This is a genomic window from Desulforhopalus vacuolatus, from assembly GCF_016918505.1.
Taxonomy (GTDB): domain Bacteria; phylum Desulfobacterota; class Desulfobulbia; order Desulfobulbales; family Desulfocapsaceae; genus Desulforhopalus; species Desulforhopalus vacuolatus.
In genome coordinates, this window is record NZ_JAFFPZ010000037.1 from 1 (window position 1) to 23,666 (window position 23,666).

Genomic DNA, 23,666 nt, shown 5'->3' on the forward strand with positions numbered 1-23,666 from the left:
CTTGATGATGCCCATGGCGTGGGAGATGAGCATCAAAAAGCTCTACCACACCCATTCGTTTGAGAAGGCCAATCAGCAGGACAAAATCATCAATTCTTTCGGTTAAAACTTTTGGTATAGTAGTCATCTCGGCAGTTAATCAAAAAAAAGAATAAATTGAAATAATTTTACGCGAATGGTGAGTTATTAGGTTACGATCTTTTTCCGTAAACCCTGAAGGTTTAATAGTAACAATTACAGCTACTTACAATGTTTTACGCCGGGAATAACTGGTAAGGAAATTTCAAACATTTATAGAAAATAAAGGTCAAATATTGCTGAGTCCTGAATATGTGAAGGGATTTTTAATATCACTGGCTGTAAAAAAACAAGTGGCAGCGTCCACACAAAATCAAGCCTTTAATACATTTCTTTCAAACCAATTTGAGGTAAAATACAAAAATGCGGGACGGGAACTTGTGTGGCAATATTTTTTCCAGTAAAACAGCTCACCATCGTTGAAAAAAGAGTGAACAGAGGCGCTGTCATGTGTATCAATTTTGAAGAAAGCCCTCAGAACGGCTGTGAAGTCTCATGGGATTATGGCAGAGACTCAATCTGTCAGAAAGCATTCGAGACCAGTTCCTCCCCGGTTTCAGCAGGAGTCCCGGATTTTGACCTTTTTTACCGCGACGAACGCGAAGGAAGGTGAAAAATGACGAAAATTTGTAAAATTTGTTAACATAAAGGGTATGTTAGACAATACTTTTCAAGTATGCCCGTACATATCCGGGGAAGGCTCTGCGGAGCTTCTTCCGTTTCTCTAAAACATCCTGATTTCTCCCAAAACGGTCCATGAAAAAAATTATCCCTATTTTCCTTCTTCTGGCAATTATCGTAACGCTCTATTTCATTCACAAAAGCGACGAGCCGAACCTCGAGGTGCAGACCACAATTTATGGGAATGTTGATATTCGTGAAGTCAACCTTGCTTTCCGCCGGGCCGGTCGCCTTGAAAAAGTCTACAGGGAAGAGGGTGACAACGTGAAGGCGGGCGAGCTGCTGGCCGAACTCGACGATATCACGTTCCGCAATACCTTGAGTACCGCCAGTGCCGAGGTTGACCTTGCCAAAGCCAAACTGGAGGAGCTGCTGGCCGGTTACCGCTCTCAGGAGATCGACTCCGCGCGCGCCGAGGTAAAACGAGCCGAAGCTGCGCTTGCCAATGCAGACAGCTCTTTTAAACGCCAGAAGAAATTAATATCCTCCGGTGCGACAAGTGCACTGAATTACGACAGCGGGAAGGCCTCAAAAGATGAGGCCCGCGCCTCCCTTGCCGTTGCCCGCGCGCAACTCTCCATGCTGGAAGAGGGGATTCGCAGTCAAACTATCGAAACGGCCCGGGCGCAGGTGAAAGTAGCGGAGACACAGCGGGATTCTGCTGAGACCGCGTTCAAAGATGTCAAACTGTATGCCAGCTCCGACGGGGTAGTTGATGCGCGTATTTTTGAGCCCGGCGCCATGGTCAACAGCAGTACGCCGGTGTTGAGTATCGCCCTGCGAGATCCTCTTTATCTGCGTGCCTATGTTGGCGAGCCCACCCTCGGCAGTATTAAGCAGGGGCAGAAAGTTACGTTTACGACGGATGCCTCCCCTAAAATTTACCATGGCCATATTGGCTTTATCTCCGGTGTTGCCGAGTTTACTCCCAAAACCGTTGAGACGACCCAGCTGCGCAGTGATCTGGTCTACAGGATGCGGATTGTTGTCACTGATGCCGACAAAGAACTCAACCAGGGTCAGCCGGTGACCATTGCATTGCAACCGGCGGAGAGTCCGAATGACAAGTGAAACGGTTGTTGAGCTGAGTGAAGTAACCAAACGTTTCGGCTCGGTTCAGGCGGTTGCCGGTGTCTCTGCGAGTATCCCCGCTGGCAGGCTTATTGGTCTTGTTGGCCCGGATGGTGCGGGAAAAACAACCCTGATGCGGATAATGGCCGGGCTCATTCTCCCCGCCTCTGGCCGCGCTGTGGTGGTGGGGCACGATTCCGCAGATGATAACGAAAGCCTGGCCGATGACATTGGCTATATGCCGCAGCAGTTTGGCCTCTATGAGGATCTTACTGTGCAGGAGAATCTTCAGCTCTATGCCGATTTAAGGGGTGTTGCGAGGAAGAAGCAGGCGGAGACCTTTGCGACGCTGCTGCGACTTACCCGCCTGGCAAAATTCACCGGCCGTCTCGCCGGCCGCCTCTCCGGAGGGATGAAGCAGAAGCTCGGGCTGGCCTGCGCACTTATGGCACGTCCCAAACTTCTGCTGCTGGATGAACCCAGTGTCGGAGTTGACCCCGTGAGTCGTCAGGACCTGTGGGCGATGGTGGAAGACCTCCTTAAAGGCGGAATGGCGGTGGTCTGGGCGACCAGTTATCTTGACGAGGCGGAACGCTGCAGCAGTGTCTTCCTTCTCAGTGAGGGGAAAGTCCTCTACTCCGGGGCACCAAAAAAACTCACAGACCGCCTGGAAGGACGAAGTTTTCTGTTGCGCGGTATAGTGACACAACGACGGAAACTGCTTGCTGATTTAATGGAACAAACCTTTATCTCGGATGCAGTGGTACACGGGGAATCTATTCGAGTAGTGCTTCATGAAGGGCGCTCCCCTGAGGAGCTTGGGAAACTTGCTACCAGCCTCGGTGGTAAAATTGAAGCGGTTCCCCCTCGTTTTGAGGACGCTTTCATTGATCTTCTCGGCGGTTCTTCTTCCAGACGCTCACGTATTGCCGAGAAAATGCCGGAGGTGACGGGCAGTGAAACAAATATAATTGCCTGTGATCATCTCACCAAAAAATTTGGGAATTTCACCGCCACTGACAATGTCTCTTTTGCCGTTGGGCGGGGAGAGATCTTCGGCCTGCTGGGGCCAAACGGTGCCGGGAAATCAACAACATTCAAGATGCTCTGCGGGTTGCTCTCCATTACTGAAGGCTCAGCGACAGTAGGGGGGCATGAGCTGTTGAATGCCAGCAAAAAAGCCAAGTTGTCCCTTGGCTATATGGCGCAGAAATTTTCCCTCTACGGCCTGCTCTCTGTGAAACAAAATTTAGATTTTTTTGCGGGAGTATATGGACTTTCCGGCAAGGTAAAAAAGGAACGCATTGCAGAGGTGATTGATGCCTTCTCCCTCGGGCCTTTTTTGAACAGCGATCCGGCAAAACTCTCTCTGGGGTATCGGCAGCGTCTGGCGCTGGCCTGTGCCATCATGCACCGTCCGCCGGTCCTTTTTCTTGATGAACCGACCTCCGGGGTCGATCCCATTACCCGCCGCGAGTTCTGGTCCCATATTAACGGCTTTGTTTCCAAAGGGATGACCGTAATGGTAACCACCCATTTTATGGAGGAGGCCGAATACTGTGACCGCATCGGCCTCATGTATGCCGCAAAAATTATAGCCCTCGATACCCCGGATGCCTTGAAAAAAGGAGCGCAGCAGGGACCTGAAGAACCGACCATGGAGGAGGCGTTTATCCACCTGATTAAACAGCAGGAGGAACAACAGATATGAATATCATTCGCCTTATGGCTCTCATGCGCAAAGAGTCTCTGCAGATTGTGCGTGATCCCGCTGCAATCGCTATCGCTTTCGTTCTGCCGGTGCTTCTTTTGATTCTTTTCAGTACGGCCATCTCTCTTGATATCAAGCAGATACCCATTGCCCTCGTGCAGAAGTCCACCAGCACCCGCGCTGCTTCTCTCGCCGCCGCTTTTACCGGAACAAAATATTTCAAGGTAACTGTCGTGCGCAATAAGAAGGTGGTGGTCGATCCGCTCATTGCCAACGAAATTAACGGTTTTGTGGAGATACCCGGAGATTTTGATCAGAAACTGGCCTCGGGCGATATTGACGGGCTGATACATATTGTGACCGATGCCTCCCAGCCCAATACAGCCGCTTTTGTGAGTAACTACGCCCGCATGGTGGTGTCGACGTGGGTTGCTTCCCACGTTTCGGGTCTTGCCGCTTCGCCTGTTGCCATTACCAGCCGCGTATGGTTCAACCCCGATGTGGAGAGTAAAAATTTCCTGGTTCCCGGTGCCATTGGCATCGTCATGACCATGATCGGTACTCTTCTCACCGCCCTTGTTATCGCCCGGGAGTGGGAGCGCGGTTCCATGGAGGCACTTCTCTCTACTCCGGCCCGCAGTGCGGAGATCCTCGTTGGTAAAATGCTGCCCTATTTTATTCTCGGCCTGATTACCACTCTCTTTGCTGCGGGTCTTGCACAATGGGTTTTCAATGTACCGATGCGCGGTTCGTGGTTTGCGCTGTTGAGCCTTTCTGCTGCCTTCCTGCTGCCTGCTCTTGCCCAGGGACTGTTGATATCCACCCTGGCGAAAAATCAGTTTATTGCCAGTGTCCTGGCCCTGCTTTCTGCCTTCCTGCCAGCCTTTCTCCTCTCCGGCTTTCTCTTTGAGATCGATTCCATGCCCACTGTCATTCAATGGTTTACGGCACTTCTGGCGGTGAAATATTACATTATTGGATTGCAGACTGTCTTTATCGCAGGCGATGTATGGTCTCTGTTCCTGCCCAATATAGGTTTTATGCTGCTCATTGGTGCGGTGATGATGTTTCTGGCGAAGTTGAAAACGCCGACACGTTTAGAATAGAGGAGTACCAGAGAAATGAAAACCTTTCTTACTCCGGCTCTTCGAGCCCAGGTCGTAAAAGAGTTCCTCTCTATCATGCGGGATAAAAAAACGCGGCTGATCATTATTATACCACCGCTGGTGCAACTCTTTGTCTTTGCCTATGCCGTTACTCTGGAAGTGAACAATATTTCCATTGCCGTATATAATAAGGATAACGGGAGTCAAGCAGGGCGATTTATTGCTCAACTGTCCCGCGCCTCGTTTATTAAAGAGATGCGTTCTGTGTACAGCGAGAGTGCATTGCGGGAAGAGATAAACATGCGCCACAGCATTCTCGCTGTGGTTTTTCCTGCAGACTTTTCGCGCAAAATTGACGGTGGCGGACAGGGGAAATTACTGCTTATCTCGGATGGACGCAGGGCCAATTCTGCGCAGGTTGCCGCCGGGTATATACAGGAAATTGCAGGGAAATTTGCGCAGGTACTGCATCCGGAAATAAAAGTCCCTGATCCCACCGTGGTCCGCCACTGGTTCAATGAGAATCTCACCTATCAGTGGTATGTGGTACCGGGACTCTCCGGAATCATCAGCCTGCTCATCACTTTTATTCTTACCGCGCTTTCCATTGCCAGAGAACGGGAGCTGGGGACTTTCGACCAGCTTCTTGTCTCCCCCTGCAGTTCATGGGAGATCATTCTCGCAAAGATGACGCCTTCGATTGTAATCGGGATGGCTCTGGCCAATGCGATTATTGCCGCTGCCGTGTTTATCTTCCATGTTCCTCTCCTGGGGTCTTTCGTTCTGCTTGAGATAGGTCTGCTGATTTTTACCATAGCCATTGCCTCAATGGGGCTGGTGGTGTCGGCTCTTGCGGCTACTCAGCAGCAGGCGGTACTGGGCAGCTTTGCTGTAATTGTACCGATTATTCTCTGCTCTGGTTTTGCAACTCCCATAGCCAATATGCCGCAGATTCTGCAATATATCGCCCAGGGAATCCCGCTTACCCATTATATTATTATTGCCGAAGGCCTTTTTATGAAGGCGATGCCTGCCTTCATCGTCTGGCAGCATATAGGGGCCATGGCAGTAATTGCCCTTGTCTGTCTGCTGGTTTCAACTTCGGTTGTGCGTAAAACGCTTCAGTAAATTATGGCGGATTTAAAGGCAGGGGGACGGGAGACGGGAGAAAGGAGACGGGAGACAGGAGGCAGGAAAAAGCAAAAGATTTCCGTATTCACGAACAGGGACAACGCATTAAACGAAAACGTTTGTATCCGAATACTGAATTGCTACCACGGAAACCACGGAAACCACGGAAGGACACGGAAAACATCAATTACCTCAAAGTAACAAATTTAAAACCAGGATTATTAATCAACTTTGGGAGTATCCGAAAGTCGGGGTTGAGCGTTTTACGCTCTAATATTCCGTGCTTTCCGTGTCTTCCGTGGTCCATTCGTGGTTTCTTTGGTCGTTTGTAAATACGAATGGATAAACAGGAAATTTAATAGGAAGGCTCTTATATCGGCTTACCGTCCATCACCGGTGTTCTTAATATCTGAGTCTGGCGCTTATCTACTTACCTCCGAGGATAAATTTTTTACTGTAACGAAGAAGATGGGCGAAAGACTGATTATTCAAGGTAGCCTTATGTGAAACTTCTAAAAACAAGGAAATAAAATGGCATACATACACGTCTATACCGGGAATGGAAAAGGAAAATCGACAGCTGCTTTCGGGCTTGCTGTCCGCGCTCATTATGCTGGCATGAAAATCTATATAGGACAGTTTGTACGGGACATGGCGTATCACGAGACACAAATTGCAGGGGAACTTGATAATATTCTCATAGAACAACTCGGCAGGGGCTGTTATCTGGACCGGAACCCGGATCAGAAGGATGTGGATGCGGCAGAGGCGGGTCTTGAACGGTGTGGGAAATTCCTTGCCAGTGGTGAATATCAGATGGTCATTCTTGACGAGCTTACCATCGCCCTCTACTTCAAACTTATTACGAAAGAGCAGATACTTCAGGTTCTGCGGGGGCGTCATCCTGATACAGAAGTGGTCATCACCGGGCGCTATGCCCCAGACTGGCTTATTGAGGAGGCAGATCTTGTCACAGAAATGCAGGAAGTGAAACATTACTACGCCGGGCAGGGTGTAGAGGCTCGGGATGGTATAGAGCGTTAAAAGAAAGGAGGCAGGAGACGGGAGACAGGAGACGGGGAAAAGCAAAAGGCGGAAAGACAGTTTTTTACCGCGAAGAACGCGAAGGAACGCGAAGGAAGGCAAAAAAGATTTGAGAACAAAGATTTTGTTTAATAAAAGCGGGAAAGATGGGAAGCAGGGGCAGGGGCAGGGAAAAGCAAAAGGCAGAAAGCGAAGGCCTGATAAAAACAATATCCATTTGAGAGGAATGTAGAGATGTGGTTGACAGCAATTATTTTGGGAATCATTGAAGGGCTGACGGAGTTCCTGCCGGTCTCCTCCACCGGGCATCTGATCATTGCCAATATGTATTACGGTTTTGAGGGCAGATTTGAGGCGATGTTTGACATCGTAATCCAGTTTGGTGCTATTCTCGCTGTGGTTGTTTTTTTCCGCAGGGAGATCTTTCCCTCTTTTCGCGGAGACAGGGAAAAGGAGCATGAAGATCTGCTGCAAAAGATTACCCTGTGGAAAAAAATTATTTTTGGTTTTATTCCGGCGGTGGTACTGGGGGTTTTCCTCAACGAGTTCCTGGAGAAATATCTCTTTAATCCGAAGAGCGTTGCTCTTGCCCTGATAGTGGGAGCTGTGCTGATGGTCGCTGCGGAGAAGAGAGCTGGCAAACCTTTCGTCAAAGACTCTGATCATATCACCATGAAACAGGCGCTTATTGTCGGCTTTTTTCAGTGTCTCGCCATGTGGCCGGGGATGTCGCGCTCGGCGTCTACCATTGCCGGTGGCATGTTCTGCGGATTAACCCGCACTGTTTCTGCCGAATTTTCCTTTTTCCTTGGTATTCCCACCATCATGGGGGCGTCGGTGTACAAGCTTCTGAAAACGGGACTGGACTATAACGCCGCAGAGTGGGGCGCATTAGCAGTTGGCACGGTGGTCTCTTTTATTGTTGCTCTTGTCGTGATCAAATTTTTCATGGAATGGTTGAAGAAACACGGTTTGATTCCCTTTGCTGTTTACCGGGTTCTGCTCGGAGCTGCGATTCTGTTGTTTGTTCACTGACGGGGCAGGTGTCAGAAAATGTCGGATACAAAAGGTGGGACCGTAACGGTTCCACCTTTTTTATTGGGTATTTTCTGTCAGGTTTATTTATTATACCATTTGCATTTTGTATTGGCGGATTCAAAGGCAGGGGTGGGGAAAGGGAGACGGGAGACGGGAGACAGGAAAAAGCAAAAGATTTCCGTAGGGGGTACCTTGAATAAAAAGCAGAGGCAAAAAGAGAAATCAGGAGCTTTACCAGGGCTCTGTGACATGTAATGCTGTACCCTGTACCATAAGGTAGATTCCTGACAGGTACTTTTTGGGAAACCTTGAACATGTCACCCGGAGAACCCGGCCGCCAGACGCTTTGTCGTTGTGAATGAAACGGGTTTTTAAGTTTGAGATGGAAAATCAGCGGACTTTTGAACAGTGTGTCATTGCAATTCTGGAGAGAAAAGAAACCATGCAGAAAATTATTCTTGTTACCGGTTCTACCAATGGGATTGGTCGTGAAACGGCGAAGATGCTTTTTTCTACCGGACATCATGTTCTCATTCACGGGCGTAATCCGAAAAAGCTGGCTGCCACGGAACAAATGCTCGCTGACATGGGAGGAGAAGGCCGGGTTGAAAGTTACCTTGCAGATTTATCCCGTCTTGCCGATGTGAAAACTTTCGCAAAAGCCGTTATTGCAAAACATGACAAACTTGATGCGCTGCTCAACAATGCCGGTGTTTACTGTGTTCCGAAGCGCACCTCCGTTGACGGTCTTGATACCCGCTTTGCAGTCAATGTTTATGCACCATATTTATTGACGAGAAGGCTTCTGCCTCTGCTGGGTACAACTGGTCGCGTGGTCAACAGCTCCTCCGCTGCTCAGTCTTCAGTTGATTTCGAAGCCCTTGTGAGCACAGAGAGCAGTCTTTCCGATGGTCGGATTTATGCGCAAAGCAAACTCGCACTCACCATGTGGTCACGGGAGATGGCTTTGGAGCTCAAAGGCAGAGGCACGGCTGTTATTACAGTGAATCCTGCCTCCATGCTGAGACGCAAGCTGATAAAAAGTGCCTATGGGGTAGATTCTGACTTGGAAATTGGTGCAGATATCCTCTGTCGTGCGGCCTTGTCAGATGAATTCTCTGATGCATCAGGGAAGTATTATGACAATGATTCGCAGCAATTTACTCCACCTCATCCGGATGCGCTTGATCCGGTAAAAATACGGAAACTCGTTGCTCTCCTTGATGCCGTTCTGGCAGAGAAACTCTAACATTTTCCCGTCGGTTTAACGTGAAGAGGAAAGAGAAGGCTCTTCAAGGCACCCTGATTTAAAAAAAGTGAACCAGAAGTTTATCAGACAAACTTCTGGAAAGGAGAACGATCTTGTCTTTACGCGATAAAATGCAACAGGAAATGAAAAGAAAAGAGATCTTCAGACAGGCGCAGAATTACGCATTCTCCTATATGGATGAAGTACGCGAAAGGAATGTCTTTCCCAGTGAAGAGGCCCTTGCCGGACTGAAGAATTTCGTTGAGGAATTCCCCGTATCTACTGGAGATGCCGCTGAAATAGTGGAACTGCTTCACAGATATGGTTCTCCGGCAACCGTAGCGCAGACGGGCGGGCGTTTTTTCGGCTTTGTGGATGGCGGTGTTATTCCCGCAGGGCTGGCGGCACGGTTGCTTGCGGATTGCTGGGATCAGAATTGCGCCCTGTATGAGATGTCCCCCCTCGCCTCAAAACTGGAGACAATTTGCGAGGGCTGGCTGAGAGATCTGCTTGGCCTTCCAGGAAGCACCGTTGCCGGGTTTGTCACCGGATCTTCTCTTGCCATCCTCTGCGGACTTGCCGCCGGGCGGTATCGAATTTTTGCCAGGAACAACTGGGATATCAATAAAAAAGGCTTTTACGGCGCTCCCCGGATACGCATTGTAGCTGGAAGAGAGGCGCACTCGACGGTGAGCAAAGCCGTCGCGCTGCTGGGGTTTGGTCTTGATACGGTGGAGTGGGTTGATACGGATGCAGAAGGGCGGATGAAGGCCTCAGATGTTCCGGAACTTGATGAGAAGACGATTCTCATCCTGCAGGCGGGCAACCTCTGCTCCGGCGCGTTTGATCCTTTTGCAGAGATCTGCGAAAGAGCACAGAGAGCAGGTGCGTGGATACATATTGATGGTGCCTTTGGTCTTTGGGCGGCGGCGTCCGGCAGGCTGAAACATCTCACACGGGGCATCGAACGGGCCAACTCCTTCTCCCTCGACGGACATAAGACTCTCAACACCCCCTATGAAAACGGCATTGTTTTATGCACGGATGAAGAAGCCCTGAAAGCGGCACTCCATGCCTCCGGTTCCTTTATGGGCGACGGTGAAAACAGAAGCGGGATGTTTTATACCCCGGAGATGTCGAAACGGGCACGCTCTGTAGACCTCTGGGCGACTCTGAAGTATCTCGGAAGAGAAGGGGTGGATGAACTGGTTTACGGTCTTCATCTGCGGACGGTACAATTTGCCGAAGAGCTCAGGGCTGAGGGGTTCGAGATCCTCAACGATGTCGTGTACAATCAGGTGGTTGTTGCCTGTGAGGAAGACCCGGTAACACTGAGGACAATAAAGAATATTCAGCGATCCGGGGAGTGCTGGGCTGGCGGAGCATTCTGGGCTGGAAGGGAGGTTATCCGTATCAGCGTCTGTTCCTGGATGACGAATGAAGATGATATCAGCCGATCTGTCCGTGCCTTTGTCCAGGGGAGAGAAAAGGCACGGAGTTGATTTTTTTAAAAGCCGTCAATGCCGATGTCCGCAGCCACAGCTGCTGCTGTCGGATACATGGTCATTGGCACTCCGGCCGGAAATATCAGGGAAGCCGCTGATGAATGTGGTTGGACCGGTTTGTTTTTTATGAGGGAGTTTTGCTCTGATTCCATACCACAGCGGTTTCACCGAGATGACCAGCAGGATGGCCATGCTCAGCAGTTCCAGCCACTGCGGAAGCAGTTCTGTCGTTGCCCCGACAACCGCTTGTGGAGAGATTCCCAGACTGGCATAGAGGTAATCTACAGCCAGACCAAAAATAACGGCACATACGGAGAGTACTGTCAGGTAGAGTGCAGTGCTTTTCTTCCCAAGAACTTTCAGCAGTACGGAGAGAGAGGTCAGGTTTGTGGCCGGACCGACGAGCAGAAAGACCAGCGCAGCTCCGGGGCTGACTCCTTTCAAAATTAATGCCGCCGCCACCGGAGTAGAGGCTGTGGCGCAGATATAGAGTGGAATTCCCACCACCAGCATAATCATCATGGAGCTGAAACCGCCGCCGAGGAAAGAGGTCATGAAGGAGTCCGGAATAATGACGGAGATAAACGCCGCGATTATTACTCCGACAAAAAATGACATGGCAATATCTCCCCAGACACTGGTCAGGGAAAACTTGAGGCCATACTTTACCTTCTCAACCATTGTATGGTGATGTTTGTGTTCCTCCGGAGGGCAGTCGACACCGCTGCAGCATCCATCAAGGGGACAGCTCAGGTCAACTTTCAGATCCTTCTTTTGATCTTTTTCCCAGAACAGCATATTTTCCAGAAGCCCTGCGGTAATTGCGGTAATCAGCGCAGCTGCTGGACGGACAACTGTCATGATGGGATCAAGCAGCGCCCAGCTCACGGTGATGGAATCTACGCCAGATTCCGGAGTAGCAATGAGAAATGCTGAAGTAGCACCGCGATTCGCGCCCTGTTTTCTGAGGGATACCGCAGCTGGCAGCACACCGCAGCTGCACAAAGGAATCGGGATACCGAACAGGGCCGCTTTCAACACAGATTTCACCCGTCCCTGACCGAGATGCCTGAGCACAAAGTTGGTATTCAGGCTCACCTTCAAAAGACCCGCAATGAGAATTCCCATGAGGATGTAAAAAGACGATTCTTGCAGGATGTGCCAGATTTCAGATAAAAATTGTTGGATAAAGGGAAGCATTCTGTCCTCTCTGCTTTTGGTGGTGGTGTGCAATGCACCCCATACTGTTTCCCATTCTGGTTACTGGCACCTTATATTACACATATATAATTGTAACGGAAGTCAAACGATGTGTTTTCCCTGCTTTTGGGTTCCTTGAAACAGCTTGTATTTCGTTCACATTCAAGGAACCCTTAAAAAGCATCTCTTTGTCACCTGAAGAATTTCTCTAAGAGCTGAAATGCTCCCCACGTTAAATCGTCTTTTTTTCCCAATCCGCGACGTTCTCTTCTTCGTGGACCTCCTCCCATCCTGAAAACATGGCTGCAACATGGGCGGTTAAGGTATGCCCGGTGGTAACCATATAGACATGGATAATGAAGAAGATAAGGAGGGCAAATCCGCCGATAAGGTGAAGCAGGGCAAGCACCTCAAGACTCATCCAGGAAAGTCCTAAACCTGACCAGTCGTTATAGCCCCAGTAGAGAAGGCCGGTGATCATCTGGAATGGCAGCAGAATGGCTGTTAGTCCCAGATAGGTCAGGCGCTGCATGGGGTTATGCTTGGCGTTGAGGGATTTTTCCACGGGATGCGGCTCCCCCTTGAAAATGCCATAGGCATAATGCCTGGCCACCTCAAATAATTTTTTAGAGGTGGGGATGTATTGCCGGTATTCAAGGGTGACAAACATCCAGAAGACGAAAAACAGGAAGATCCCCAGCCAGGTCAGCCCAATAATGTTGTGCAGGTTCACCGCCTGCTTAAAGCCAAACAATTTGATTGTCCCATGGACTTCAAAACCGGTGAGCAGTAAGAGGATAATGGACACCGCCTGAAACCAGTGCCAGAAGCGTTCGAATTTGGAGTAGAGGTAGATTCTAATCATTTTACCTGTCATGGCTTAATCCTCCTTTCTTTTGCGGCTGGATATGAATCGAATTATGCCATGGAGGAAGATGACGATCAGTGCTCCTCCTGCAGCAAACCAGCCGATGGTATCGACCAGCTTGAAACTGTCCCGTCCGGGCAGGTAGATATCGGTGATGTTTTTCAGTCGACTGTTTTTGCTGTGGCATTCAGCACAGGAAAGGGCCTGTTCTCTAGGGGCTACCATGTGGGTTGTAGGGAAGACATAAATTGTCTTCACAAAATCAAACTCGCCGCTGTATTTCTGCCCGGCATAGTCCATGCCCTCTACGATGGCAGCTGACCAGTCAAAATTCTTCCAGTATGCAGTTTTGTCGTCTTTGCCGTAGGGGAACAGGTGCGGAATGACCATGGTATTGTTCACCTTGTCATAAGGTGATATTGCCCGATGCACTTTAAACGGCATAATGCGGGCGTTGGGATCATCCTTATCGCCCTTGGGCCTGTTCAACCAGACTTCCCTGGTCGGGTCAAAGGTATCCTCGGTGGTCATGTGATCAAGGGTGCCGTTGTACCAGAAGTATTCCGGGACAACATTCTTCTCCCAGGTAAACAGCCCCTTTTCTTTCATGAAAATGGTTTGGCCGTCTGCATTTTTAACTGTTGTTTTGCCGTCCATAAGACTGCCGGCTTTAGACCAGTCCCAGCTCATTTTGGTGGGTTGGGCACGGGAAAACGCCGGAATATGGCAGGCCTGGCAGGAGACCTTATCAGTGTGGTCGTTGAGTTTGGCAGACATGCCGCCAGCTTTATGCGGCTGTGCACCATGACAGGATTCGCACATGATTTTGTCGCCAAGGTCATTCTGCAGCAGGGATTTGCGGTCAATAGACGCTGGTTTTTCGTAGATACGACCGGCTATATGGTGACCGGTCGTGGTATGGCAGCGCACACAGGTAAAATCCTGCCCGCCGGACTCTTTGGAGCCCATGTGTACATCGAGGTTTTTCTCTGCCTGGACTAAAGAGGAATCAAGATCCCCATGCTTAATTGAATCGCCACCGCCGCCGTAAAAGTGGCAGGTCCCACAGTTCTGGCGTTGAGGGCGGCTAACAGACTGCGCCACTTTGGACCAGTCCGGGGCATAGTACATTTTATTGTTGCCCTTGAAGAGTACTCCTTTCTGCTGACCGGGGTTCTCAGGGTCTTCGATATAGGGCGCAGGATACCCTGCACCGGAGGGGAATTTTTTGTAGGTTCCTGTCGTTTCGTGACAGACCAGGCAATCCACTTTATTCTGGTCGGTGAAATCAAAAGATTTATCCTTCCATCCATAACCTGCGTGACATGATGTGCAACGAGCCTCGTTGCTTGCAATGTTAATTCAGAAGTTGTTGACCGAAATTCCACCTTTGCCGAACTTTGCTGGATTGCCCGCATCGTCCTTGTCACGCCAGGTCCAGTGAATGGTCTGATGAAACTGCAGTGCAGCCTGATTATGGCAGCTGAGACAGGCTGTTGTGATATCTTCCGGTTTTAAGGTCTTTTGTTGTTCTGGAGTGAACTGCAGTTGAGGAAAAGTGCTGTGATCCGCCGTGATGGTGTGTGTTAGAGGTTTCGCTTTGGTGGCCTGGATAGCCATTTTCCTGCCGGGCGCATCGTCCTGCTGGATACTGGCCGATACAGGGGTGGCAGCAAGCAGAAATAAGGTTACTGGCAGCAGGCTGTGCAACTGTTGACGAGAACGAAGCATTTGCATTTGTCTTCTCCTGAGTTGTTTTTTACTATCCCTTTATTTATTTTAGCTGGTGGAATCTCGAACAAAAAAAACTGCCATCAATCTGGAAGAGACTGCTTCTCAAAATGTATCCTGCCGAATAATATCTGTCAAACAAAAACACTTGATAATTCGTTTGATTTTTTCATAAAGCTTTTTTTGTCGGAAATACTTTGCTTTACCGAAGTGCTCCCAGTTTAAAGCCTGGTTCATGTCGAACTCTAAAGCTTTATCAGGAATGAGCTGCAAGAACAGGTTGGAGCGTAAAATGACTTTTCTGGCCGTATTCCCTGTAAAAATTTTCTACAGTTTACTCTAAATTGTATTTTATTAATCGAGAATTATAAATTCTTAAAGTTCACATCAATAAACGAACAATACTTAGGTTTTATTAAGCTAAGATCACATTCTATGAAGGTGCAATCTTCGAATAAGCATTTTTCAAATACTGTTCCCGTAAATTTGCAATTTATGAATTTACAATCATAAAAATCTCGATAGCGAACATTCCCGTCCATCGAGACCCTGTTTTTGAATTCTATACTTTAATTTTGATTATCAAAATCTTCCATATATATATCTATAATGTTCTTTATTTTAATCGCAACCGAACTTGATTGCGTGATTAAATGGAGCCCGTAACGGTAAAGCTAAGCCGCCGGGAACAGGCTGGCGCGAACGATAGTGATTTCAGGACACGGTCAATTCGTCGGCCTGTTCCCGGTCAGGTTCAGCGTTTTGTCAGCCCATTTTGGGCGAGGAACGATTGCTCACATTGTCCATTGGCTATTCACGAATTGTGATCGCGGCCGCCCAGTTGCCCTGTCCGGGTGGGGCCAACAAGGTATTCTCACCCCCGGAAACATTCTGAACTGGGCCCCACTCGCCCGAGGAAATGTCGATCCAGTGAGCTACCAACGAACCCCTGGCGTCGGAAAAATCAACCCGCACATTGCCGCCTGCAGGAAAGTACAAGGCATAGGCGATGCCTGCGTGCGCGGATAGATATGCTTCGTTCGATTCACGATCAGACAGCAGTTCGTTTGCAGGCTTCATCAACCACAAGGGGATCTTCGACTCGAGCTTTCTTGCCGCGCGAATGGACGCGACCGCCTTGTCGCTCAGTCCCAAACCGGAAACCGGCCGATGAAAGCGAATGGACGCGGCGCCAGCCAGGAGATGGCGCCAAAAACGTTCAATGCCGTCCTGGTCGGTATGACCGAACTTGTTCCCGTCGGCCCCGTATGTCTTGGTGGTGTTCATCGGGCGTGGCTTCTTCGACAGGTACTCGCGGACGTGAAGGAAATTATCCCAGTGCTTTTGGCCCTTGTTATGGTTGTTCTGGGAGACATCAACGAAATCGTACAATTCCGGATGATCAAATGTTCGCTTGTGCCTCTCGGCGGTCAGGTTCCAATCGTCCCACATTTCTGTCACGTAGACCTTACTCTCTAGCTTTGTCGCTTGTTCTTTGATGAACTGCACCCAGTATCTCCCCCACTCCTCCTCGCCGTTGGTCTCGTTGTCTATACAGTACAGCACGTGATCGTAGCGCAGCGTGTGGTCAAGCATCTTCTCCACAAACCGCTGCTGGTAAGTCAAAACCTCCCTATTGTTCCGCTGTTTCGGTGTTGTGAAGAAGAATGGCTGCTTGTTCGCGCCGGGGTGATCGGGATAGCGCCTGGCAAATCCAGACTGCTCGTATGTGTAATTTATATTGTTCTGGGGGTTGTAGGGATGAATCTGCCAGCGATCGCTGCCGCCAGTGTCGGTATAGTCGAACCGGTCCCAGACTTCGATCTGCACGATGATGTGGCGCTTCGCCGTTTCTCGCAGCATGCGCTCGAACCGCGTCCAATACTCCTCATTCCACTCGTTCAGATCGTACTTCCCGTCCTTCAGTTGCTTGAATGGATAAACCTCGTGGCCCTTGTCCTTCCGGTCACTCATCGTATTACGGATGATATTTCCGCCCGCTGCGGCCAATCGGTCGAGCTGCATGAGGAGCTCCTTCTCCGGCCACTGGAAAAGGTTGTCGTCGTCGCTGCCGCCCAACAGTAACAAGGCTTCTCCATGATAATTCCAGTACCAGGGATTCTCCGCCCAAGGTTGCAACGCATGTTTGGGCGCGACAGCGGCGGCCGAACTTGTGACCAAAACAATCAGGAAGCAGAATAGGAAAAAGAGAAATCTCATGAATCGGTCCTTTGGTGAAAACGCGCGTTTATTCGGGCTAACGTGTGGGTAACGGGCAGCAAGGGTTTCCAAAAAAGTTAAGTGAAAGCACATCATTGAAAAATTTTTCAATCTTTAAAAAGAAGGAGACCCTTGCTATTCGGTTCACCCTTTTGTTCCCTAATGTAATAATTAAGGTGTCACTTCAGATTATCCAGTTCTTTGTTAATCATATTCATATCAAATTCATCCGGATCAAATGCTCCACCAACCCACTCGATCATAGATTCATGTTCCTCATGTTTCGGATTTTTAATTGCTTCCAAAAAATCATAGTATCCCCAAATACCCCCGCAGTCCTCTGGAGGACATGCCTTTTTCCCTTTAATGACCACAGGTGTGTTTGAGAAATCCAAAGGAAAAATCTTTTCAAGAATAACTTTGTGTTCCCAACCATCGCCGAAATCATATTCATAAACAAAATTATCTTTTGGGGTTGAAATAATATCCCGTAAATAAACCAAACGCTCATCTCTGATATCCATATCAAAATCGTGGTCCGGAATTCCGAAATATGATTTCCCGATTTTGTATTGGTGCAAGTGGTAATTATCCCATCCCATTGCTACCTGTAAGATGGAATGTAATTGATCCAATCCGGTATTGTCTTTGACGATTAACCTTCTCCATATTGGAGGCTTGCTTCCAACTAATGTAACTTTCAGTTGATACAGCAATCTTGATTTATTATTTTTTTTATTCACCACAACCTCCATACTAACGCAAGAAACCTACGATTCATGTGCCTTTCCTCAGTTTTTGATTTTTCCCACAATAAATTAAAATACCAAAACAGGTGGATGCCCGCAACTCAAAAAATAAAAAAAAAATCGATGACAAAAAACTCGAAAATTTATATTATAAGCCCAGATTCAGGCCTGCTGAAAAATCACTTTTTAACTATCTTGCTGACAATAGTGTAATGGATTTTCAGGTGTGCTGCAATTGCCTTTAACGTATATCCGATATAAAGTTCGCACCGCCGAATATTACTTGACCGACCACTTCCTTCCATGGACTTTCATCCATTACCTCCACGCCAGCTGCAACAAACTTCCTCTATCCTTTACGGACGACATCCTTTTGATTCTCAAACTGTCCCAGTACCCAATCCACCGTCAAGAATTTAGAAACGTTGCAGGCGTAACCTGTTTCCCTGCAACTGCTCCACCTCACTCTGAGGACTCTTAGCACAAATATTTTTCGATATCCACGTGATCAATCTGTGCGGGTTTCAGAAATTTTCTGGCATAGTCGAGATAGACGCCGCTGGAAAGGAAAAGGTGGAAAAGATCGGCGTCTATATGCTCGTCTTTGACCATGGAATGCAGAATTTTCACGGCTTCGCTGAGTTTTTTTGCTTCTTTATAGGGGCGATCCGATGCCGTAAGTGCCTCAAAAACGTCCGCCAGGGCCAGAATACGGGCCGGTATGGAGATCTGTTCTCCCTTCAGTTTGCGGGGGTATCCAGTCCCGATGAGGGTTTCATGATGGGCTCCTGCGTACTCGGGAATTCTTGCCAGATTGGCGGGATAGGGCAAGGTTTCGAGCATGCGGATGGTGGCGATGACATGTTCGTTGATTTTGTAGCGATCCTCCGGGGTCAGGGTTCCGCTGGGGATGCACAGGTTGTAGATTTCTCCCTGATTGTAGAGCTCTTCGGGGATGTCCATGGTGAAACCAGATGCTTCTGCCCTTGCTTTGTCGGACACGGGGCGCGGGATGATGTGCTCGGGCCGGTCTGCAAGAAGGTGTTCCCGGAAGGGGAGAGGGGATGCGGAGGAAGGATAGCGTTGCAGTTCAACGTGACTCAGTCCCAGGCGGTTGTCGAACGTGCGTATCCAGGTTCTTTGAGCAATAGTTCTGATGCGTTCCATTTTTTCCGGGTTCATGAATTCGCTGCCAATATTGCATTCGGCCACAAAGGCAAATTCTTCCTGGAGTTCCTGCTGGGTGGCCCGGAGGGTGTCTGCCAGTTTATCGGGATCGCATGTGCCCATTGCCAGGGTCTTCCAGTAGGTAATTTCAGCGTCACGCAGCAGCACTTCGAAGCGGGTTCTGATTTCGTGAATCCGGTTGGTGATCGTCTCCAGCCTGGTCGCCTTATCCATGATGTATTCCGGCGTGGTCACTTTGCCGCAGTCGTGCAGCCAGCCCGATGCAAGAAACTCCCGCCACTGTTCGTCTCCGACGAGGGCGAAGTTTTTTAAGGGACCAGTGTGCGTATCACTGGCTGCCTGGGCGATCATTGCCGACAGTTTAGGAACCCGCTTGCAATGTCCTCCGGTGTACGGAGATTTTTGATCAATGGCCTCGGCAATAAGTCTGATAAAGGAATCCTGCAGATTATGCTGCATTTGTACATGTTCCCCGATGGACGAAGCCATGGAAATCAGGGACTGGGAGAGGACCGTGATTTCTTTGATGGTGCTCGGGACGAGGGAAACGTCACTGTATCGTCTCTGTTTAATCTTTTCGCTTTCTCTCGCCAGGGCGTTGATGGGATTTATAATGAACCCGGCCATTTTCCAGATCAGGGGTATGAGAAGGAGTAGCATCCCCAGGATAGCAAGCATAGCGATGTAGACATCCTTCATATAGGGTTTGAGGGTATCCGCCACAGGGGCAAGGAATCCAATGAATTCACGTCCACCGTGGAGTTTTGAAAGCTCCTCGACATAGGCGAAGTGCGACTCTCCTTCTATGTCCAATATCTGGATGGTTCCCCTCTGATCCTTTGAGAGAGCAATATCCTGGAGTTTGTGGTGGGGCAGTTTCCTGATGACGGCCGGGTTCCATGTTTGTGTACTCTCTTTGCCGATACGATCCTTTGGCTGCATGGAGTTATGGGCAATGACTGTACCCACATCGTTGAAAATAATTGCCTGGCTGCGGGGCAAGAGAGTTTCGTTATTTAACAAGGTATTGAGTTCATTCAAAAGAATATCTACGGTGATAACTATCCCTGATCCGTCAAGTTTTCTTGTGTAGCTCATGCCCATAGCGGGGAAGGGCGAGAAGAAATAGGGGGGCGTTCTGACCAGACCGGGGTTTTTGAGTGCCATCTGATACCATGGGCGCTTTGTGGGATCAAAGGTTGTCGGGGTATGTGTCAGGGTTCTCACCCCGAGGCTCCGGTCAAGGAAACGGGCGGTGCGTATTTTTTTCCCGTTGTGTTCATCGATATCAACGACAATCCACCGGTCCTGGGATACTGCACCTTCGTTTTTACGGATATTGGCATTGCTTTCGGGGTTGATCACCTGGAAGAAAGTGCCGTCGGGAGAGGTTATGTATACTGAATACAACAGCTTGTTTTTTTTCATGATACTGGTCAGCAGCACCAGCTTTTGGTGCCGATTTTTTTTATCATGTTTTGAGATAAGCTGTTCGATTCGAGTAAGTTGGTTCACAATGTTGCCTGAACGGCTATCCATGGCCCGGATATGTTCGTCGATTTTTTCTGCCATGGTTGCAAAAACGTTTTTTGCCGCAGATTCAGCGAATTGGCGGTCGACATAAAAATTCATGCTCAGAGAGACCCCGGCAGTAAGGCAGGTGGCTATGATGGAAAACGTCAAAAGCGCTGTCCGGATTGAAAAGGTGCGTCCTTGATTTTTTGTTTTCATGAGTTCCAGTAGTGTTCGGGTGTGAAGGCAGGATGATTTTTTCCATGTCTCTTTCGGGGAAAAATATGCAGTATCTTGACATACCTGTCATCAAAAAAAGGCATCAGGCATGGCCTGAATTGCGAGGCACTTAACATCTTGAACGTGGGAAGCTGTCGTTCCAATGTTAAGGGAGAAATTCAAGTGGAAGGCCCTCAGAAATGAGAGATATTAAGGCGAATAAAGAAAGGCGCTGCAGAGGTAGATTCTGAGACGATATCAGACCTTGAAGAGAATCTTAAAGATAACCTTCACAAGATCTGGAATCACATGTCGTCCGGAAGATATTTCCCACCACCAGTAAGAACTGGCAGCAATACCGAAGAAAACAGGTGTGATACCATTTCCATCACAAGGGCATTCTCTTATGGTTTTTTCAGTAATAATTCGTGTTTATTCGTGTCCATTCGTGGTTCCTTTTGTCGTTTGTAACCATGAATGGATAAACAGGAGACAAAACGGGGTATAACTTAATAGGAATGGTATGAGAGATTGCCTGGCATTCCCGCAGTTTCCGATAGAATAGCACAAATGGTGGTCAAGATCTACTTTGAGTCGACTGTGGAACTTTTCTTTCACGAGGATTCATATAGCAAGCGATGCTGGCGGCATGGCTGGTTGCTTGAGTTTGAGAAGGAACAACAGGGTCGATTCAGAGCAATATATTGGCAAATATTCATCGTTCTGAACGAGTATCACAGGCTGATCTTAAGCCACATAAAATGATTTTTCAATACCTGACCCCATTGTTCCTTAGCGATGATCAATCTAACCCTGGATAGGCTGGCGTACGTATGAAGATTGCATGGATTTCATACTCTTTTACTTCATAATTTACCTTTTTATGAACAATGTTTCCCGGAATTAATGCAGTGAGTTCGCCTAGTGTTGCTGCTCCATCAAAAGCAAATGAACTTGATCCTTTTTGAGTAGTAGAGTCACTGCTTTCATCTGAATTGTACGTTGTATTTGTCGAAGAATTAGATTTTGTTTCACTATCGCTTGCGCCTAAAGCCAGAGGGATATCATCTGCTGCTTGTTGAAATTCACTTTTCTGTGTTTCTATTTTAGTTTTTGTTTTCAATCCTTCATAACATTGAGAAAATAAAACCACATTAGCTTTGACAGCTTTTGCCTGAGCCTTTGCCTCAGTCTCAAGGGTGTCACTATCGAGGTCGTCACTATCAATAGTAAAGATAGACTTACCAATTACTACAGTCCCTTGTTTCTGAATCATTTCCTTCTGACTCTCAGATGTCAGTCTTAAAAATGTTACCTCTTTTACTTTTTTGTGTGGATTCAAGGTGATTTGCTGATAATTGCCACCAGCAAACTGACCGGGCGATACGGCACAACCTGTTGTCATAAAACCAGCCACTAACATAATAAAACAGAAATAAAAAGTTCTTCTCATTCGAACCTCCTTTTGTTCAGATTAATAAATAATATTTATGGATATAATCCTATTATATTGAATTGTAACATGATTATTCTTTGTTATAAGAAGTTCTTGTAAACACTATCATAAAATTCCCATTTTAATGGGTCCCTTGAATAATCTTGTATTTCGTTCATATTCAAGGCACAGGAGGAAATTTACCGGAGCTATATGTTTGATATCGGAGTCTGGCGCTTACCTGCGAGGATAAATTTTCGACTGTAACGAAGAAGATGGGCGAAAGACTGATTATTCAAGGTTCCCTAATGTCTGATTACCACGGAAATTTATCTTACCTCAAGCAGGATGTGTATTGAGCATAACGGGGCTTGCAATAAGCTGCCGGATTGTGATTAAAATGTTTTTTATTTTAATCACAACCGAATTCTGCTTGATTGCGTGGTTAAGTGGAGCACGCAGCGGTACACCTGGCCAGGCAATCCTCGTTTGCAAGCCCCGTTAAATGAGGCCGCAGAGCAGTCTCATTTAACAATGGATTAAGTGGAAAAAGTCCATGATATCACCCTGTATATGGCCTTTTTTTTCACATAATTTGATATTATCACAGCTATGATGGAAAACAAGCCAAAATTCACTCCAAACCCTCAGCTCAAACTGATGGATCAAGTGCGTGAGCCCCTGAGATACTCTCATTACGCACGCTCAACAGAAAAAATATATTGCCAATGTATTGATATATCTATTTTTATGAAAAAAAATCCATCCCAAAAAGATGGGAGAACGAGAGATTGAGAGTTTTTTTATCCCATTTGGCTTCAGCTCAAAATGTCGCTGCATCGCCCCAGAGGTAGAACTTAAATGCATTGTTTTTCTCTATCGTGACGTTCTACAGGTCCCTCCCCAGTTCGCGCTAAACATAAGCGTCATCCCTGCTGTATTAACAGAAGGGAACCCATCTCTTGATGGCCAGGTTGATTTATGGGTCAGGTATACGCCTCATGGAGTGGATTCTTTCCTGTTGATTAACGTGTTAACTGCCAAACTCATTCAAAGCCTCCATAGCCATTTCAGCTTTTTCGGTTTGTACAAAGATATGGTCGTGATAATAAGCGGCTATCACGTTTGCGCTGATACCTTTTTCTGCCAGTTTACTTGATATTGCAGCAGTCAGGCCAACGGCTTCAAGACTGGAATGAACAGTTAATGTGATACCTTTAAAAACACCTTCATATTTCAAATTGGCTTTTTCTGCATTATCTTTGGTAAGTAAAAGCGTTAAACCTTCAAATTCAAGATATGACGCTAATGGTGATAGCTCAGAATAATCACCGTATTTTGCTCCGTTAATTGTACAAAAGACATATTCTTCATCTAAAATTATTGGCTTCATTGAAGCCAGAAGCTTCATTAAATTGATTTCGCCAGTCACAGTAATCCCCCTGGTAGTTAACGCTGTATGAGTATAATATCATTCTGATTAAATTATGCCCCCGTTTAAGGTTGCCCAATCCCGGTTGCATCTGCTCTTCATAATTCCGGGAATTGCTACCAGTTTATTTCATGCGTTACAAGTCATTCCACCGTTATCGTTACGTTTATCGTCACCGTGTAGACAAGGCATGCCTTGTCTCTACAACACCATTGCTGGAATTACTGTTGTGCTGATTTTCCACCGATGGTGATGTAATTCTACCCAGTAGTGTCCGGTTAAGATTTTGCATGTAGAAAAAAATAAATTACAAGGAGAAGTTTTTTTCTTGACAAATAAGTGAAATTCCGAGTTTGCCCTCCTTAAAAGACTAATCTTCTAAGGAGGTTACGATGGATTTTGTAACTTTTCGCTCCCGGCGATATGCTGTCCCATCACAAACACACTTACTCAAACCAACAAAGCAGGCCTTGGTCAATGCACCACCGCTTCGATCAA

18 protein-coding genes and 1 pseudogene are annotated in these 23,666 nt (G+C 47.7%); 10 read left to right on the forward strand and 9 right to left on the reverse strand.

The window, feature by feature from the left end; genetic code table 11:
• The first annotated feature begins 460 nt into the window (after positions 1–460).
• The 9 genes from JWG39_RS14445 to JWG39_RS14485 all read left to right on the forward strand — a co-directional run bounded on the left by JWG39_RS14445 (position 461) and on the right by JWG39_RS14485 (position 10,611).
• The gene (locus JWG39_RS14445) at positions 461–691 is read left to right on the forward strand and encodes a hypothetical protein (protein WP_205220145.1); all 231 of its coding nucleotides are present in this window, start codon (positions 461–463) and stop codon (positions 689–691) included.
• A gap of 143 nt (positions 692–834) precedes the next feature.
• Positions 835–1,830 (forward strand): HlyD family secretion protein, encoded by a 996-nt coding sequence (locus JWG39_RS14450; protein ID WP_205220146.1) that lies wholly within the window; start codon positions 835–837, stop codon positions 1,828–1,830.
• Positions 1,820–3,541, forward strand: coding sequence for an ATP-binding cassette domain-containing protein (locus tag JWG39_RS14455; protein ID WP_205220147.1), 1,722 nt, complete (start codon positions 1,820–1,822; stop codon positions 3,539–3,541). Before JWG39_RS14450 ends, JWG39_RS14455 begins: the two co-directional genes overlap by 11 nt.
• Complete coding sequence (locus tag JWG39_RS14460) at positions 3,538–4,647, forward strand: ABC transporter permease (RefSeq protein WP_205220148.1); 1,110 nt, start codon at positions 3,538–3,540, stop codon at positions 4,645–4,647. Before JWG39_RS14455 ends, JWG39_RS14460 begins: the two co-directional genes overlap by 4 nt.
• Before the next feature lie 15 nt (positions 4,648–4,662).
• Positions 4,663–5,775 (forward strand): ABC transporter permease, encoded by a 1,113-nt coding sequence (locus tag JWG39_RS14465; protein ID WP_205220149.1) that lies wholly within the window; start codon positions 4,663–4,665, stop codon positions 5,773–5,775.
• A 534-nt stretch (positions 5,776–6,309) separates the two neighbouring features.
• The gene (locus JWG39_RS14470) at positions 6,310–6,822 is read left to right on the forward strand and encodes a cob(I)yrinic acid a,c-diamide adenosyltransferase (protein WP_205220150.1); all 513 of its coding nucleotides are present in this window, start codon (positions 6,310–6,312) and stop codon (positions 6,820–6,822) included.
• Between the two features lie 234 nt (positions 6,823–7,056).
• Positions 7,057–7,857, forward strand: a complete 801-nt coding sequence (locus JWG39_RS14475; protein WP_205220151.1) for an undecaprenyl-diphosphate phosphatase — start codon at positions 7,057–7,059, stop codon at positions 7,855–7,857.
• A 445-nt stretch (positions 7,858–8,302) separates the two neighbouring features.
• A complete protein-coding gene (locus JWG39_RS14480; RefSeq protein WP_205220152.1) occupies positions 8,303–9,109 on the forward strand; it encodes an SDR family NAD(P)-dependent oxidoreductase in 807 nt (268 codons plus the stop codon).
• A gap of 143 nt (positions 9,110–9,252) precedes the next feature.
• Positions 9,253–10,611 carry a pyridoxal phosphate-dependent decarboxylase family protein gene (locus JWG39_RS14485; RefSeq protein WP_205220153.1) on the forward strand — a complete coding sequence of 453 codons (1,359 nt, stop codon included), beginning with the start codon at positions 9,253–9,255 and terminating at the stop codon, positions 10,609–10,611.
• Between the two features lie 15 nt (positions 10,612–10,626).
• Here JWG39_RS14485 and JWG39_RS14490 read toward each other — a convergent pair whose 3' ends face one another.
• The 7 genes from JWG39_RS14490 to JWG39_RS14520 all read right to left on the reverse strand — a co-directional run bounded on the left by JWG39_RS14490 (position 10,627) and on the right by JWG39_RS14520 (position 20,301).
• Positions 10,627–11,814 (reverse strand): SO_0444 family Cu/Zn efflux transporter, encoded by a 1,188-nt coding sequence (locus JWG39_RS14490; protein WP_205220154.1) that lies wholly within the window; start codon positions 11,812–11,814, stop codon positions 10,627–10,629.
• A gap of 232 nt (positions 11,815–12,046) precedes the next feature.
• Positions 12,047–12,691: a cytochrome b/b6 domain-containing protein gene (locus JWG39_RS14495; protein WP_205220155.1), complete on the reverse strand. Its 645-nt coding sequence runs from the start codon at positions 12,689–12,691 to the stop codon at positions 12,047–12,049.
• A 3-nt stretch (positions 12,692–12,694) separates the two neighbouring features.
• A complete protein-coding gene (locus tag JWG39_RS14500; RefSeq protein WP_205220161.1) occupies positions 12,695–14,413 on the reverse strand; it encodes a tetrathionate reductase family octaheme c-type cytochrome in 1,719 nt (572 codons plus the stop codon).
• A 365-nt stretch (positions 14,414–14,778) separates the two neighbouring features.
• Positions 14,779–14,955 (reverse strand): pentapeptide repeat-containing protein, encoded by a 177-nt coding sequence (locus JWG39_RS17180; RefSeq protein WP_205220156.1) that lies wholly within the window; start codon positions 14,953–14,955, stop codon positions 14,779–14,781.
• 268 nt (positions 14,956–15,223) lie between these two features.
• Positions 15,224–16,633, reverse strand: a complete 1,410-nt coding sequence (locus JWG39_RS14510; RefSeq protein WP_205220157.1) for a putative collagen-binding domain-containing protein — start codon at positions 16,631–16,633, stop codon at positions 15,224–15,226.
• A 179-nt stretch (positions 16,634–16,812) separates the two neighbouring features.
• The gene (locus tag JWG39_RS14515; RefSeq protein ID WP_205220158.1) at positions 16,813–17,376 is read right to left on the reverse strand and encodes a plasmid pRiA4b ORF-3 family protein; all 564 of its coding nucleotides are present in this window, start codon (positions 17,374–17,376) and stop codon (positions 16,813–16,815) included.
• A 483-nt stretch (positions 17,377–17,859) separates the two neighbouring features.
• Positions 17,860–20,301 carry an HD domain-containing phosphohydrolase gene (locus JWG39_RS14520; protein ID WP_205220159.1) on the reverse strand — a complete coding sequence of 814 codons (2,442 nt, stop codon included), beginning with the start codon at positions 20,299–20,301 and terminating at the stop codon, positions 17,860–17,862.
• A 207-nt stretch (positions 20,302–20,508) separates the two neighbouring features.
• Between JWG39_RS14520 and JWG39_RS17185 the strand changes: the two are divergent.
• Positions 20,509–20,646: pseudogene (locus JWG39_RS17185) on the forward strand (group II intron reverse transcriptase/maturase); the annotation flags it as partial.
• A gap of 457 nt (positions 20,647–21,103) precedes the next feature.
• Here JWG39_RS17185 and JWG39_RS14525 read toward each other — a convergent pair.
• On the reverse strand, positions 21,104–21,754 hold the full coding sequence (locus JWG39_RS14525) for a hypothetical protein (protein ID WP_205220160.1): 651 nt from the start codon (positions 21,752–21,754) through the stop codon (positions 21,104–21,106).
• 1,015 nt (positions 21,755–22,769) lie between these two features.
• A complete protein-coding gene (locus JWG39_RS16950) occupies positions 22,770–23,168 on the reverse strand; it encodes an ACT domain-containing protein (protein ID WP_338032224.1) in 399 nt (132 codons plus the stop codon).
• Positions 23,169–23,666: the final 498 nt, after the last annotated feature.

Coding starts and splice junctions, on each gene's coding strand:
- JWG39_RS14450 (WP_205220146.1), top strand. CDS start 835: ATGAAAAAAATTATCCCTATTTTCCTTCTTCTGGCAATTATCGTAACG.
- JWG39_RS14455 (WP_205220147.1), top strand. CDS start 1,820: ATGACAAGTGAAACGGTTGTTGAGCTGAGTGAAGTAACCAAACGTTTC.
- JWG39_RS14460 (WP_205220148.1), top strand. CDS start 3,538: ATGAATATCATTCGCCTTATGGCTCTCATGCGCAAAGAGTCTCTGCAG.
- JWG39_RS14465 (WP_205220149.1), top strand. CDS start 4,663: ATGAAAACCTTTCTTACTCCGGCTCTTCGAGCCCAGGTCGTAAAAGAG.
- JWG39_RS14470 (WP_205220150.1), top strand. CDS start 6,310: ATGGCATACATACACGTCTATACCGGGAATGGAAAAGGAAAATCGACA.
- JWG39_RS14475 (WP_205220151.1), top strand. CDS start 7,057: ATGTGGTTGACAGCAATTATTTTGGGAATCATTGAAGGGCTGACGGAG.
- JWG39_RS14480 (WP_205220152.1), top strand. CDS start 8,303: ATGCAGAAAATTATTCTTGTTACCGGTTCTACCAATGGGATTGGTCGT.
- JWG39_RS14485 (WP_205220153.1), top strand. CDS start 9,253: ATGAAAAGAAAAGAGATCTTCAGACAGGCGCAGAATTACGCATTCTCC.
- JWG39_RS14490 (WP_205220154.1), bottom strand. CDS start 11,814: ATGCTTCCCTTTATCCAACAATTTTTATCTGAAATCTGGCACATCCTG.
- JWG39_RS14495 (WP_205220155.1), bottom strand. CDS start 12,691: ATGACAGGTAAAATGATTAGAATCTACCTCTACTCCAAATTCGAACGC.
- JWG39_RS17180 (WP_205220156.1), bottom strand. CDS start 14,955: ATGGACGGGAATGTTCGCTATCGAGATTTTTATGATTGTAAATTCATA.
- JWG39_RS14510 (WP_205220157.1), bottom strand. CDS start 16,633: ATGAGATTTCTCTTTTTCCTATTCTGCTTCCTGATTGTTTTGGTCACA.
- JWG39_RS14520 (WP_205220159.1), bottom strand. CDS start 20,301: ATGAAAACAAAAAATCAAGGACGCACCTTTTCAATCCGGACAGCGCTT.
- JWG39_RS14525 (WP_205220160.1), bottom strand. CDS start 21,754: ATGAGAAGAACTTTTTATTTCTGTTTTATTATGTTAGTGGCTGGTTTT.